Annotated in this window: 13 protein-coding genes and 2 tRNA genes; 4 read left to right on the forward strand and 11 right to left on the reverse strand. The window is 40.2% G+C overall.

The annotated features are described in order from the left end of the window. Positions 1-12: 12 nt before the first annotated feature. The 5 genes from C1721_RS14030 to C1721_RS14050 all read right to left on the reverse strand — a co-directional run bounded on the left by C1721_RS14030 (position 13) and on the right by C1721_RS14050 (position 5,120). Entirely contained in the window at positions 13-1,653 is a 1,641-nt protein-coding gene (locus C1721_RS14030) for a dipeptidase (RefSeq protein WP_102408841.1), read from the reverse strand. A 14-nt stretch (positions 1,654-1,667) separates the two neighbouring features. Beyond that, positions 1,668-3,077, reverse strand: a complete 1,410-nt coding sequence (gene nhaD / locus C1721_RS14035; RefSeq protein WP_102408842.1) for a sodium:proton antiporter NhaD — start codon at positions 3,075-3,077, stop codon at positions 1,668-1,670. A 41-nt stretch (positions 3,078-3,118) separates the two neighbouring features. Then, positions 3,119-3,955 carry a deoxyribonuclease IV gene (gene nfo, locus C1721_RS14040; protein ID WP_102409505.1) on the reverse strand — a complete coding sequence of 279 codons (837 nt, stop codon included), beginning with the start codon at positions 3,953-3,955 and terminating at the stop codon, positions 3,119-3,121. Positions 3,956-3,968: 13 nt separating this feature from the next. Further along, a complete protein-coding gene (locus C1721_RS14045; RefSeq protein ID WP_102409507.1) occupies positions 3,969-4,442 on the reverse strand; it encodes a PaaI family thioesterase in 474 nt (157 codons plus the stop codon). A gap of 138 nt (positions 4,443-4,580) precedes the next feature. Beyond that, positions 4,581-5,120, reverse strand: coding sequence for a pyruvoyl-dependent arginine decarboxylase (locus tag C1721_RS14050; RefSeq protein WP_102408843.1), 540 nt, complete (start codon positions 5,118-5,120; stop codon positions 4,581-4,583). A 298-nt stretch (positions 5,121-5,418) separates the two neighbouring features. On the opposite strand from C1721_RS14050, the gene C1721_RS14055 reads away from it, so the two are divergent. The 4 genes from C1721_RS14055 (at position 5,419) to C1721_RS14070 (ending at position 6,868) form a co-directional block, all read left to right on the forward strand. Further along, positions 5,419-5,994 carry a superoxide dismutase gene (locus C1721_RS14055; protein WP_199830409.1) on the forward strand — a complete coding sequence of 192 codons (576 nt, stop codon included), beginning with the start codon at positions 5,419-5,421 and terminating at the stop codon, positions 5,992-5,994. A 193-nt stretch (positions 5,995-6,187) separates the two neighbouring features. After that, the gene (trxA, locus tag C1721_RS14060) at positions 6,188-6,553 is read left to right on the forward strand and encodes a thioredoxin (protein WP_102408844.1); all 366 of its coding nucleotides are present in this window, start codon (positions 6,188-6,190) and stop codon (positions 6,551-6,553) included. A gap of 139 nt (positions 6,554-6,692) precedes the next feature. Beyond that, positions 6,693-6,766, forward strand: a tRNA-Thr gene (locus C1721_RS14065). Between the two features lie 19 nt (positions 6,767-6,785). Then, positions 6,786-6,868 (forward strand) — tRNA-Tyr (locus C1721_RS14070). 53 nt (positions 6,869-6,921) lie between these two features. Here the strand turns inward: C1721_RS14070 and C1721_RS14075 are convergent. The 6 genes from C1721_RS14075 to C1721_RS14100 are packed head-to-tail and all read right to left on the reverse strand — an operon-like array spanning position 6,922 to position 13,017. Continuing rightward, a complete protein-coding gene (locus tag C1721_RS14075) occupies positions 6,922-8,028 on the reverse strand; it encodes an ABC transporter permease (RefSeq protein ID WP_102408845.1) in 1,107 nt (368 codons plus the stop codon). Between the two features lies 1 nt (position 8,029). Next, positions 8,030-9,118, reverse strand: a complete 1,089-nt coding sequence (locus C1721_RS14080; protein WP_102408846.1) for an ABC transporter permease — start codon at positions 9,116-9,118, stop codon at positions 8,030-8,032. A 2-nt stretch (positions 9,119-9,120) separates the two neighbouring features. Further along, positions 9,121-9,855 carry an ABC transporter ATP-binding protein gene (locus tag C1721_RS14085; RefSeq protein ID WP_102409510.1) on the reverse strand — a complete coding sequence of 245 codons (735 nt, stop codon included), beginning with the start codon at positions 9,853-9,855 and terminating at the stop codon, positions 9,121-9,123. Positions 9,856-9,895: 40 nt separating this feature from the next. Next, complete coding sequence (locus C1721_RS14090; protein WP_102408847.1) at positions 9,896-10,804, reverse strand: ABC transporter ATP-binding protein; 909 nt, start codon at positions 10,802-10,804, stop codon at positions 9,896-9,898. A gap of 23 nt (positions 10,805-10,827) precedes the next feature. Next, the gene (locus tag C1721_RS14095) at positions 10,828-11,715 is read right to left on the reverse strand and encodes an HlyD family secretion protein (protein WP_102408848.1); all 888 of its coding nucleotides are present in this window, start codon (positions 11,713-11,715) and stop codon (positions 10,828-10,830) included. A gap of 12 nt (positions 11,716-11,727) precedes the next feature. Next, entirely contained in the window at positions 11,728-13,017 is a 1,290-nt protein-coding gene (locus C1721_RS14100; protein ID WP_102408849.1) for a TolC family protein, read from the reverse strand. Between the last annotated feature and the right edge of the window lie 21 nt (positions 13,018-13,038).

Consider the following 13,038-nt stretch of genomic DNA (forward strand, 5'->3'; position numbering starts at 1 on the left):
AATATAAACCTTTTATTTTACTTTTAACCTTTCTCCCGCACTCTTTACAATCGAACGATAATAATTTTCGTCATATCCGGGAAATTCAGGAGAAGCAGGCAAACCGTAACCATTTTGTTTAAACCGTCCACATTCTTCTCTCTTTACATTACCGTCCATATATTTTACCAAAAGATATTCGCCAAGTTTTTTCCAACGGGCTGTTGCCGCATCGGCATTTGACGTACTGAACCAAGTGAGAAAACGGATAGCTTCGGCAGGGTTCTTTTCATATAACTTAGCGGCTGCCGCATCAATGGCAGGCAATACCTCCTGATAGCTATTTTCCAGTTCCTGTTGAACTGGGCGGATGTCTTTTATCATATAACTGTACTTTCCGTAAGCCATATTAGCTACCCAATTATGAATCCAGAAAGCAGACGTCCAGGAGAAGTTCATCATGTCACCATTTCCTACATGGTAACATTCCGGAGACTCCGTTACAGAACAATATATAGGAGTAAATACAGCCATATCCGCATCATCCACACCAAACCAAAGAACACCGCCTACAGCATCCGGCAACCAGTTACGCATCTGCGGAACAATAACAAAGCCTGTTTGCTGCGTTGCTATAGCACGTTCGTTTGTATATTCCTGGCCGTCAACTTCAAAAGTCATAGGACGCCAACGATAAGGTACTTTATACGGACCCGCGCCCGCATCTTTGGTCATATCCAGATCCGTACCTTCAAAATGGTCGCGCATGGCATTCTGTACATCTTGAACAGACAGCAAACGATCCGGTTTAATGTACAATGGCATCGGTTCTTTAGAAGGATCGCCTTTAATAAAATCGGCATATTTATCCATTGATTTGTCATATTTACGGAAGAAAGACCATACCCGCGCCTCACATCCGCGTAAAGCGCCAAACTCATACGGACAATATGTTTTGGCAAAGCTGAAATCTTTATCCTTTCCCTTAAAGTATCCCTTTTCACGGGCAAAAGACACGACGTCGGGAGAATACAGGCAGTTTTCTTTATCGCCAAAAGGAATCTGTTGGATACGGGATTGATTAGCATGTGCGGCAATACAATCGTCCGGTATACGGATAGCCACCCACACGGCGCCCTTATTACCAACCCCTTTTCCTATCATTTCCATAATCCAGGCTTCATTCTTATCAGCGATAGAAAACGATTCACCACTACTGTAGTAACCATGTTCTTGTACAAGGTCCGTCATTACCTTAATAGCTTCACGAGCCGATTTAGAACGTTGCAAGGCAATATATATTAGACTTCCATAGTCCATGATGCCCGTAGTATCTACTAATTCGGGCCGGCCTCCGAACGTACTCTCGGTAATTGCTACCTGATGCTCGTTCATATTACCCACAACAGAATAAGTTTGTTCTACTTGCGGAATCTGCCCTAAGGGTTTACCGGTATCCCATTCGTTTACCTGCAACATGCTCCCTTTAGGCCACGTTGCCGCAGGCCAACGGTAAAGTTCGCCGTAAAGCGTATGCGAATCAGCAGCATAACTAATCATAACCGAACCATCCGTAGAAGCTTTTTTTCCTACCAGCAAACCAGTACAAGCTTCTGATTCAAGACTGGTAAACAAAGCTGCAGAGGCAGCTATCAGTATCCATTTTTTCATCATAAATAAGAATAATATTAAGCAAATAATAACATATAAGTACCTGCACCGCAGCAATAACCAATCAGTGCAAGAATGGAAAAGCGTTTTGTATAGTACATGAACTCTATTTTTTCCAGTCCCATAACCGTTACGCCGGTAGCCGAACCTATAATAAGGATACTGCCACCTGTTACGGCACAATAGGCAAGGAATGTCCAGAATCCGCCGTCGGAAACAAAGAACTGGGCATAAGCAGATAAATCGGCAGCATGCGCAGTAAGAGGATACATACCCATTGTAGCTGCCACTAATGCCACATTATCAACACAGGAAGATAACGCTCCGATGACAAAACTTATCAAGTATGGTTCATGCACGTGTTTATCAAGGAACGCAGACATGATGCCCAACTGACCGGCTGTTTCCAATGCTCCTACCGCCATCAGAATGCCGAGGAAAAAGAAGATTGTAGACAAGTCGATATTAGGAAGCAATTGGGATATGCGTAATTTTTGGGATTCGTGCATGTGCAATCTGCTATACATCACATCCGTATATATCCACAAAATTACCAAGCCTGACAAAACACCTAAAAAGGGAGGCAGATTTGTCAACATCTGAAACACCGGCACAAGAGCCAATGAAAGAACTCCTATCACAAATATTACCCGGCGTGAATGAGTTGGTATTTCCGGAATATATTCGTCCGCTTGTTCTTCTTCACTCATCACGCGCAAGGTCGACCCTTTCTTAAAGAGCCAGAAGTTAGCTATAGTAAGCGGAACCAACATATTTATTAACGCAGGAATAAAAACATGCGATATCTGATGCATTGCCGTTACATTCTTTCCTACCCAAAGCAAGATTGTAGTAACATCACCTATAGGAGACCATGAACCTCCCGCATTTGCGGAAATAATAACCATACAGGCATACTTCAAACGATCCGTACGGTCGGGCACGAGTTTACGAAGCACCGCCATAATAACAATAGCGGCAGCAAGATTATCAAGTAATGCTGAAAAGAAAAAAGTGGCAATACTGATGTACCACAACAATTTACGCTTATCCGATGTACGAATATAACCTGTCACGGAACGAAAACCTCCGTGTTTGTCTACAATATCTACAATCAACATGGAACACATGACGAAAAACAGCGTTTCCGACACATTACCCAAATGATAGACAATAGCCCGGTTAGAAATAAAATTAATAAACTGCTCATGGGCAGGCATACTGGCAATATCGGGATTTTCACTTAAGAATTCATGAAATATAGGACTTGAGCGTTCTATAAAAATGTAATACGCATCAAACATCAAAATCATCCACAAAGAAATAGCCATAAACAAGGCTATGGCAGCTTTGTTTATCTTAAACTTGTCTTCCATTGCAATAGCCAGGATTCCCAAGATAAAAATAACAGGCATCAATATGAACATAGGTATATTATTTTAATTAAATACTTAATATAAAAGGATAATTATAAACTATATAATAACTTTATCTCTTCCGCCCAAAGAGATTCATCCGGCGTTTCCAATATCAAAGGTATATCATCAAAACGGCTATCATGCATAATCATTTTAAATGGAGTGATTCCCATCACACCTTTACCTATACTGTCGTGCCTGTCTACTCTTGTTCCCAGATCTTTCTTTGAATCATTCAAGTGCATGCCTTTTAAATACGCGAAACCTATTACCTCATCAAAATGCCGGAATGTTTCCGTAAAACCTTCTTCCGTTTTTATGTCATAACCGGCAGCCAATGTATGGGCTGTATCAATACAGACTCCCACTCTGGTTTTATCGTCTACTTTATCTATAATATAAGCAATCTGTTCAAAGGTATAGCCCAGATTTGTTCCTTGTCCGGCCGTATTTTCTATAACAGCCGTAACCCCTTTTGTCCGTTCCAACGTCCAATTAATAGATTCTGCTATGCGTGCAAGGCATTCTTCAACCGACATCTCATTCAAATGGCTTCCGGGATGAAAATTCAGGCGGTCAAGCCCCAACTGTTCACATCGCTGCATCTCATCCAGAAAAGCATCACGGGATTTTTGCAATCCCTCCGCTTCCGGATGTCCCAGATTAATCAGATAGCTATCATGGGGTAATATATGCTTTGGCAGATAACCTGATTCCGCACAACGTTCTTTAAAAAGCGAAATGCTTTCCGATGACAATGGCGTCGATTTCCATTGCCGCTGATTACGGGTAAAAAGAGCAAAAGCCTTTGCTCCTATAGCTTTGGCATTTAAAGGGGCATTCTCTACACCACCCGAAGCCGATACATGAGCTCCTACATACTTCATTGCATTCAATTATTTATTCATCAACTGTTTTACAACCACAAAAATGAAATTCTTCTTTCGCCCTTTCCGGGTTACTTACGAAATATACTAAGTCGGCACGGGAACATACTTCTTCTGCCGAATTATATATTTCCGTTTCAATAAATATGGCGTTTCGTTTTCTGTCTTTTATTCGTCCACGTACTGTTAACTGAGGTTCAAGCGTCGATATACTTTTAATGAATTTAGCATCTAAACGCGAAGTAACGCCAGACGTTTGTAACTTTCTCATCACAACCCAACCAGCCAGTTCATCCATTAAAGTTGTCTGTATACCACCATGCAGCGTGTTCAGCCAACCTTGATAATATGCTTCCGGTTTCCAAAAAGCAACTATATCATCGCCGTCTTCATAAAATTCCATATGTAAACCTGACGGATTCGCCGGAGCACAGCCGAAACACATATAACCTTCCAAGCCATCCCAAGGATTGATAATCTTTTTCATAACATCAATCATTAAATATTTACTAATCCCTCACATCCGCGCGGTAAAATTGTAATACGATTGGCAAATATAACAAAAAACCGCCTCCCCGAAAGGAAGACGGCCTTATAAAAATGTAATATAAAATTCACACAAAACTTATTCTTCAATTTCCGGTTGCAAAAAATCAACGAAACAAAGAGCAGCAAGAGCTGTACCATACCTCTTTTCAATGGTAATACCTTCCGTTATAAAGTTAAGTTCTCCCAAATAGTACTTACCGTATGTTTTCTGATGAAGATCATTGATTACACGAATCAAACGAGACTCAAGCTCTTCAATACGATAACGACCACTAACTTCACATACAAGTCCTCCAACCTTTTCATCAAAGTTTTCATCCTTATACATCCAGGCGTAAACCACACCAGCAGATACAAACTCATCTTGATAGCCATGAGACATCGCCATGATAGTTTTCATTTCCGAACCAAATGGAGGAAGGTCTAATTCATCCATGGTTGCCAGATGTGCCGTTGCAGGAATAACAGATGAATACGTCATAATGTTGAAATCCGAAATACCTGCATCATAAAGAGCCATGTGATATGAACCTGCATGTTTTTCCAAATCAGATTCTCCACTACCCTTTGTAATAAAAAAGGTGTTTGGAATTAAATTCCCAACTTTCTTTACCATCTACACAATATGTTTTACTAATTAATAAATTATGAGCCAGCAAAAGTATAAACTTATTCGGGATTTTACTCTATTTTTTGGTAGAGAAATATAATATTTAGATTTTAAAACATCCCGATCATTTTTTAAAATCATCGAGATGATTTCAAAAAGTCATCGGGATGATAAACAAATTCAATGTCGCCGCTGTTATGATAATACAAACAACATAAAAACAAATAAGGCCATGCTTACATTATGTCTTAGTTTGTTATTGTTGATTTCCAATAGTCAAATAACAGATAAAAAAGAAGAAATTATGAAATTTGAATTAATCCAATTACCCTATGCAGCCGATGCTCTGGAACCGGTAATATCAAAACAAACAATAGAGTTACATCATGGAAAGCATCTACAAACTTATGTAACCAATTTGAATAACCTCATTGCAGGTACAAAGTTTGAAAATGAGCCATTGGAAACAATTGTAAAAGAATCCGACGGTGCCGTTTTCAATAACGCAGGACAAGTATTGAACCATAATTTATATTTCACCCAATTTTCACCAAAAGGTGGTGGTAAGCCAACAGGAAAACTGGCTGAAGCTATTAATACTGCTTGGGGATCTTTTGAAAATTTCCAAAAAGAATTTGTTACAGCCGGTACAGGCTTGTTCGGATCGGGTTGGGTATGGTTAGCTAAGGATATTAACGGAAAACTTTCAATTACCAAAGAGCCTAACGGAAGTAACCCGGTTGTCAGAGGCCTCACTCCTCTCCTCGGTTTTGACGTTTGGGAACACGCATATTATCTGGATTACCAGAACAAACGTGCAGACCATCTGAATAAACTTTGGGATATAGTAGACTGGGAGGCCGTTGGCAAACGGTATTAAGTTCAAAACAACTGTAAGTTTAGAATGTAATAAAAGCCGCCGAAAATGTTTCCGACGGCTTTTTTATAACATTAAAGGGGAAATATAGCTAACTATAAAGGAAAAATAGCCATTTATCAGTTGAACTAATACCCCTAACTTTGTTATATACTAAAGAAGAAAATAGTATATATTAATTTAAGGAGAACAGATTATGAAAGTAACAGAATTGACAAAAGCTGAATTTCTAAACAAAGTAGCTGATTATGAAACAAGTCCTAATGAATGGAAATACAAAGGAGAAAAACCGTGCATAGTAGATTTTTATGCTACATGGTGCGGTCCTTGTAAGATGGTAGCGCCTGTTCTGGAGGAATTGGCAAAAGAATACGAAGGGAAAATCGATATATACAAAGTAGATACAGAAAAAGAAGAACATCTGGCAGCCGCCTTTGGTATACAGAGCATACCTTCATTACTTTTTTGTCCAATGAACGAGAAGCCTCAGATGGCTAAAGGGGCAATGAGTAAAGCTGACTTCAAAAAGGCTATAAATGAAGTTCTTTTGAAAGGACAATAAGAATAAACAGACCATAAAAAGCAGAAGCCATCAGAGTTTTGAATAACTCTGATGGCTTCTGCTTTTTCAAAAAACATCATGCCCCTATTGTACGGATAAAAACAATTACTACCTTTGCAGCCGCAAACAAAGGAAAAACGCCTCTTTAGCTCAGTTGGCCAGAGCACGTGATTTGTAATCTCGGGGTCGTTGGTTCGAATCCGACAAGAGGCTCAAAGAAATTCTAAATAAAGGGCAGTTACCAGAGTGGCCAAATGGGGCTGACTGTAACTCAGCTGGCTTTCGCCTTCGGTGGTTCGAATCCATCACTGCCCACATCAAAAAGCCATATTCGAAACTCCGGATATGGCTTTTTCATTTTCCTCTATTTATTGTGTTTTTCTATATCCTGCCACTGCAAGTACATTAAATAAAACTGCAAAAAAACATATCATAAAGAAATGTCCTTCTATGTCCGAGAAATGGCTTCCTTTCAAATAAATCATTCGCATCGCTTCTACAAAATAGCGTATCGGATTCAATAATGTAATATTCTGCGCCCATTCCGGCATGCTACTGATCGGAGTAAACAACCCACTAAGCAACGCAAAGATAATCAGAAAGAAAAAAGTGGTAAACATGGCTTGCTGCTGGGTAGAAGATATAGCAGAAATAGCCAAGCCCAAGCCTGTAAAACCAATCATATAAACAGCTGCAAAAAGATATATAGTGCCCAAACTACCTACAGGTATCAAGCCATAAATAAGCCATGCAATCCCTACAGCTATTGTCAAAAGAAAAAAGCCTATAACCCAAAAAGGTATCAACTTGGAAAGCATGAACAGGGATTTCGGAACAGGAGATACATTAATCTGTTCGATCGTTCCTTTTTCCTTTTCACTCACAATATTCAAAGCAGGAACAAAGCCCGCAATAATAGTCAACAAAAAAACCATAATACCCGGAACCATGTAACTTTTATAGTTCAAGTGGGGATTAAAGAGATTTGTCGCAGTCACTTTAACTCCCACGAGATCCGCAGGATAATATCCTTTTTCCGCATTAAAATTCTGCACGATGGATGACAGATATGAACTACCCATCCCTCCCTTTGTTCCATTTACAGCATTAGCGGCAATAAGAAGTTCGTTAGTCCCTTCTCGGCCCAATCGTTTTTCAAATCCCTGAGGAAATTCCAAAATAATATCGGCGTCATTACTTTCGATAGACTTTATCGCTTCATTATAATGAGGAGAATAGTCTGTCAAGCGGAAATAGCCGGACGAAAGAATCTTATTTGTCAGCTGTTGAGAAGTCACAGAATGATCATTATCAACTATACTCAGATTAATATTATGCATTTCAAAATTGGCGGCAAAAGGCAATATGATTAACTGCATCATCGGAATGATAAAGATGATTTTAGGCAAAAAACGGTCGCGACGGATTTGCTTGAATTCTTTCTCCAACAAATATCGTAATGTATTCAGACGCATATTACAGACGTATTTTAAATCGTTTCACACTAATAGCAATCAACACAAAGGCCATAAGAATCAAAATTCCGGTTTCTTTCAAAACCGAAGTAATAGAAAGCCCTTTTATCATAATATCTTTCACTGCAATAATGTACCATTTAGCCGGAACTATATTGGAAAGCCATTGTAACAGCTTGGGCATATTCTCTATAGGAAACATCATTCCGCTAAGCAACATGACCGGCAACATTAAGGCCATTCCACTAATAAGCATAGCTGCCTGCTGTGTGTCGGCAACTGTAGAAATAAGCAGCCCCAAACAGAGAGAGACGATAATATAAAGCACAGTAACCATCACTAAAGAAAACAAGCTCCCCATAATAGGTACTTCCAGAAGGAAATAAGAAAGCAATAGAATAGTAGTAATATTTACCATACTGAGCAATAAATAAGGAACAGCTTTGGCCAAAATAATATAAACCGGTTTCATAGGAGAAACCAACAATATCTCCATTGTACCCATTTCTTTTTCTCTTACAATCCCTACGGAAGTCATCATTGCGCAAATCAAAATAAGGATAAGCCCCATTACGCCGGGTACAAAATTATAGGCTCCCTTCATCAACGGGTTATACAGCAAATGTACAACAGGTATAATACCAATTGGCATAGTTTGTACAATAGCATCCGTCTTGGCGGCAGTAATGATAGCTGTAGCATAGCCTGTAAGTTGAGTTGCTTCATTGGGGTCGGTAGCATCAGCAAGCAATTGGATAGCAGCATCCGGAGAAGAGGCATATTGCGGAGGAAAAACCACTACAAGTCTTACTTTACCCTGACGAAACAAATCTTGCGCCTCTTCTTCGCTATCCAGTAGTTTATACAGATTGAAATATTCACTGGCTCCGATACGGTCAGTCAGCCGGGTAGTTACCTCATCGCGGCTCCGGTCGAGTACCGCAAAAGGCACACTCTTTATTTCCGTTGTAATTGCATATCCAAACAGAATAATGAGTATAATAGGCATAACCAACATGATGAGCATAGTACGTATATCACGAAAAATGTGATAAAACTCTTTACGTATAAATGATGCAAACTGTTTCATATTTATTCTCCTCTCGTTGCTTTACGGGCAAGAGCCTGAAAAACGCCATTCATATCTGCCGCTTGAAATTGACGTTTTAACTCTGCAGGTTCGTCCAAAGCCTCTATCCTTCCGTCCACCATGATAGAAACTCGATTACAATATTCCGCTTCATCCATATAGTGAGTGGTAACAAAGACAGTAATTCCACGCGCGGATGCTTCATATATCAATTCCCAGAATTGCCGGCGGGTAACAGGATCGACCCCACCGGTAGGTTCGTCCAAAAAGACGATATTCGGTTCATGAATAATTGCTACCGAAAAAGCCAATTTCTGTTTCCAGCCCAGCGGAAGAGAATCAACAAGCGTATTACGTTCACTTTCCAGGCCAAGAGTTTGCAACAGTTCATCTGTCTTCTCTCTTAATTTTTTCTCCGGTAAGCCGTATATACCTCCAAACAAACGGATATTCTCCCACACTTTCAAGTCTCCATATAATGAAAACTTCTGGCTCATATAACCAATGTGTTGCTTTATCTGCTCGGCTTCACTATAAACGTTAAAACCGGCTACTACAGCCTCGCCCGATGTGGGCGTAGACAAGCCTGAAAGCATACGCATCGCTGTGGTCTTTCCCGCTCCATTAGCTCCGAGGAAGCCAAATATTTCACCTTCCTCCACCTCAAAACTGATATGATCTACAGCCGTAAAAGTACCGAAGCGTTTGGTAAGTTCTTTCGTTTCTATCGCTTTCATTCTTTTAATCATTAATTCTGTTTATGTACGCTCATGTCGTTCATAGAGCCATGAAGCAATCTTCTACCGATGGTTCAATCTTTCTTAATTCAACACCGGTATATCCATTTGTTTTCAAATATTCTTGCAAAGCGTTTATTTCATTATCCGAAACATTCTGATGTCTGAAAGTGAGATGATGGGCATCCCCAAAAGCATAACAGGAATAAATTTCAGGATAGTTCCGTAGAACATTTAATAATGGATACATTTGTGCGCCCTGCACAGCCCAAAGCGAACGGGTAAACGAACGGCGGATATTCTCCGGCGTATCAACGGACAAACATTTGCCGGCACGCATCAATGCTATCCGGTCACAACGTGAAGCCTCGTCCATATATGGAGTAGAAACAAGGATAGTGATACCCTGTTTTTTCAACCGATCCAGCATATCCCAAAACTCAACACGCGAAACAGGGTCTACACCTGTAGTAGGCTCGTCCAGAAATAACACATCAGGACGATGGATCAAGGCACAGCTCAATGCCAATTTTTGCTTCATTCCACCGGATAATTTTCCTGCACGACGATGCTTGAATGGTTCTATCTGGACATAAATATCACGTACCAAGTCGTAATTTTTTTCTATAGTTGTATTGAATACAGTAGCAAAGAATTGCAAATTTTCCTCTACTGTCAGATCCTGATACAAAGAGAAACGACCTGGCATATAACCAACCCTCTTACGTATCTCACGTAAATCCTTCACTACATCCAATCCACAAACAGATGCAGAGCCGCTGTCTGCCAGCAACAAAGTGGTGAGAATACGAAAAAGCGTAGTCTTTCCTGCTCCATCAGGTCCTATCAGACCAAAAAGCTCACCCGGCTGTATTTCCAAAGAAATATCCTGCAACGCCTCTATCGAAGCATATTTTTTACTGATATGCTGAATACTTACGTTATTCATACCTGTCAACCAGCATTTGTCAATTAATTAAATGTCATTTCACCATATTGTCCTATCTTTAGGAAACCGTCGTTCTTGACAGCTATTTTAATGGCATAAACCAAATTGGCACGTTCATCCTTCGTTTGGATTCCTTTCGGGGTAAATTCTGATTTTTCCGATACCCAAGTAATTATTCCGGGATATTCGCGACGATCATCTCCATAGTCGGCAAATACGCGGACAGACTGCCCGTTTTTTGCTTGTGAAAGCTGATCGGCGGTTACGTAGGCACGCAGATAAAGCAAATCGGTATCAGCTATTTTGTAAAGGGGCTTTCCGGCTGCGGTAACTTCACCAGGTTCTGCATATTTAACAAGTACAATTCCTGTCTGCGGATTTGCAATACGGCACTTCTGCAATTGGTCATCCAGTTGCATTACCTGATACTGAATGCTTTCAGCTTCGGCATCCGCACCTCCCGACGTTTTATCCAGCGATGAATACTGGGCATCTAATTGTTTCTGCAAAAATTTGATATTATTTACGATGTCGTCTACTTGCTTCTGATTTCCGGCCTTGGCACGAACCAGATTTTCCATTCGTTGTTGTTCGCTACGGGCGGTAGCTATTTGTTGCTCAAGAGCGGCAATCTGTTTACGAATATCCGGCTTGCGAATATCTACAGAACGTAGCCCGGCAAGGAGTTGCATTTTCTTCAGGTATAATTGCGTGCTATCTATATATCCCAGCACGGCACCGGCTTCCAAACGATCGCCTTCTTCTATATTAAATTCCATGATTTTACCATTGGCTTCCGATGAAACCAATATTTCTGTAGCCTCAAAAGCTCCTGTTGCATCGAAAGAATCGCTATTTCTGTTACAAGAAACAAAAAGAATGATTGCGCTTGCTATTAGAATGTGTTTCATATCTGTGTATCTTTAATTTATTGTGTACATATAATTATATACGGATAAAAGATGCTGTACACGATGCACAGCGGCTGTTTGACGAGCCATATCTTCGGCATTAATCTCCCGTATCAGATCAGTAACGGAAATAACGCCGTTTTCCAATTTTGTCTCAGCTGCTTTTTTAATACTGGTACGGAGACGGATAATATCGTCATCAGCTTTCATAAGGTCGTTCATCTTTCGTATCTCCGTGTTCTGCTGTATCAGTTGGAGATTGGTATTAAACAGAAAGACATCGCGCTGTACATTAACCATTTGCCGGTTAACATCCAATTTGTGACGATCATTCTTCAAAGTATAAAGCTTGCCCAAATTCCAAGTAAGACGTAAACCTGCCATATAAAAAGCATCAAAATTATTATCCAACATGTTTAAACCCGGACGGCCGTATCCTCCTTGTACAAATGCACCAATTCTGGGCATGATACTTGCAGTAATCTGTTTGTCTTGCATCTCGATCAAACGGTTCTTTGCATCCAATGCCCGAAGTTCAGGACGGTTTATTGATTGTGAGAGGGAATTTCCCGGTAATGCAGGAACTTCCATACGGATATTTTCAGGCAAAGTTTTACCGACCAACGTTCCTAACATCTGACGGTAAGCAGTACGAGAGGATTTCAGTTCTATTTCTTTCTGCTGCGCATTCAATAATTCCACCTGCATACTTTCCAAATCGGATTGATTAGCTACTCCATTCGCCATCATGGCAACAATCCGGTCTATATTTATTTGCAATTCCTTTTGCAAAAGGATATTCTGAGTAAGTAATTCATCTTGTAATAAACAACCAAAGTAAAGTTGGTTTACACGTTCATTAAGCGTGTAAAGATCACTCTCCAACTGTTCACGATTAGCTTCGGCTTCGGCTTTTGTTATTCGTTTGGCAGAATGAATAACACCTCCATCCCAAATAGTTTGGTTCACTTCGGCCACTACCTGATACTGGTCTTTAGCCAATGTCGGTATTTCTATTCCGGGCATGATGGCAGAAAGTTGCTTTGCGTCAAATGGTAGTTTTGTGACATCACTTTGATATGTAGCTTTAGCGTTCAGGGCAATCTGAGGCAGCCAGCCTCTCGATGCATTGGATAAATTATATTCTTCCGTTCGGTCAATAAGCCCGTACTGTTGTATCTGAGGATAGTTACTACGTGCCCATTCGTAACATTGTGAGATGGTTAGAGTATTTTCTTGTGCATGTGCTCCAACAACCATACCTCCAACTAAAAAGAATAATAACAAATAAATCAGTTTCATATACGATTCTATATTATTGGA

The sequence above is a fragment of the Parabacteroides bouchesdurhonensis genome (genome assembly GCF_900186615.1).
Lineage (GTDB): Bacteria > Bacteroidota > Bacteroidia > Bacteroidales > Tannerellaceae > Parabacteroides > Parabacteroides bouchesdurhonensis.

Excerpts from the sequence above, each read along its gene's own strand:
- C1721_RS14100 (WP_102408849.1), bottom strand. The coding sequence starts at position 13,017 with ATGAAACTGATTTATTTGTTATTATTCTTTTTAGTTGGAGGTATGGTT.
- C1721_RS14030 (WP_102408841.1), bottom strand. The coding sequence starts at position 1,653 with ATGATGAAAAAATGGATACTGATAGCTGCCTCTGCAGCTTTGTTTACC.
- nfo (WP_102409505.1), bottom strand. The coding sequence starts at position 3,955 with ATGAAGTATGTAGGAGCTCATGTATCGGCTTCGGGTGGTGTAGAGAAT.
- C1721_RS14055 (WP_199830409.1), top strand. The coding sequence starts at position 5,419 with ATGAAATTTGAATTAATCCAATTACCCTATGCAGCCGATGCTCTGGAA.
- C1721_RS14050 (WP_102408843.1), bottom strand. The coding sequence starts at position 5,120 with ATGGTAAAGAAAGTTGGGAATTTAATTCCAAACACCTTTTTTATTACA.
- C1721_RS14085 (WP_102409510.1), bottom strand. The coding sequence starts at position 9,855 with ATGAAAGCGATAGAAACGAAAGAACTTACCAAACGCTTCGGTACTTTT.
- C1721_RS14090 (WP_102408847.1), bottom strand. The coding sequence starts at position 10,804 with ATGAATAACGTAAGTATTCAGCATATCAGTAAAAAATATGCTTCGATA.
- nhaD (WP_102408842.1), bottom strand. The coding sequence starts at position 3,077 with ATGTTCATATTGATGCCTGTTATTTTTATCTTGGGAATCCTGGCTATT.
- C1721_RS14075 (WP_102408845.1), bottom strand. The coding sequence starts at position 8,028 with ATGCGTCTGAATACATTACGATATTTGTTGGAGAAAGAATTCAAGCAA.
- C1721_RS14080 (WP_102408846.1), bottom strand. The coding sequence starts at position 9,118 with ATGAAACAGTTTGCATCATTTATACGTAAAGAGTTTTATCACATTTTT.
- C1721_RS14045 (WP_102409507.1), bottom strand. The coding sequence starts at position 4,442 with ATGAAAAAGATTATCAATCCTTGGGATGGCTTGGAAGGTTATATGTGT.
- trxA (WP_102408844.1), top strand. The coding sequence starts at position 6,188 with ATGAAAGTAACAGAATTGACAAAAGCTGAATTTCTAAACAAAGTAGCT.
- C1721_RS14095 (WP_102408848.1), bottom strand. The coding sequence starts at position 11,715 with ATGAAACACATTCTAATAGCAAGCGCAATCATTCTTTTTGTTTCTTGT.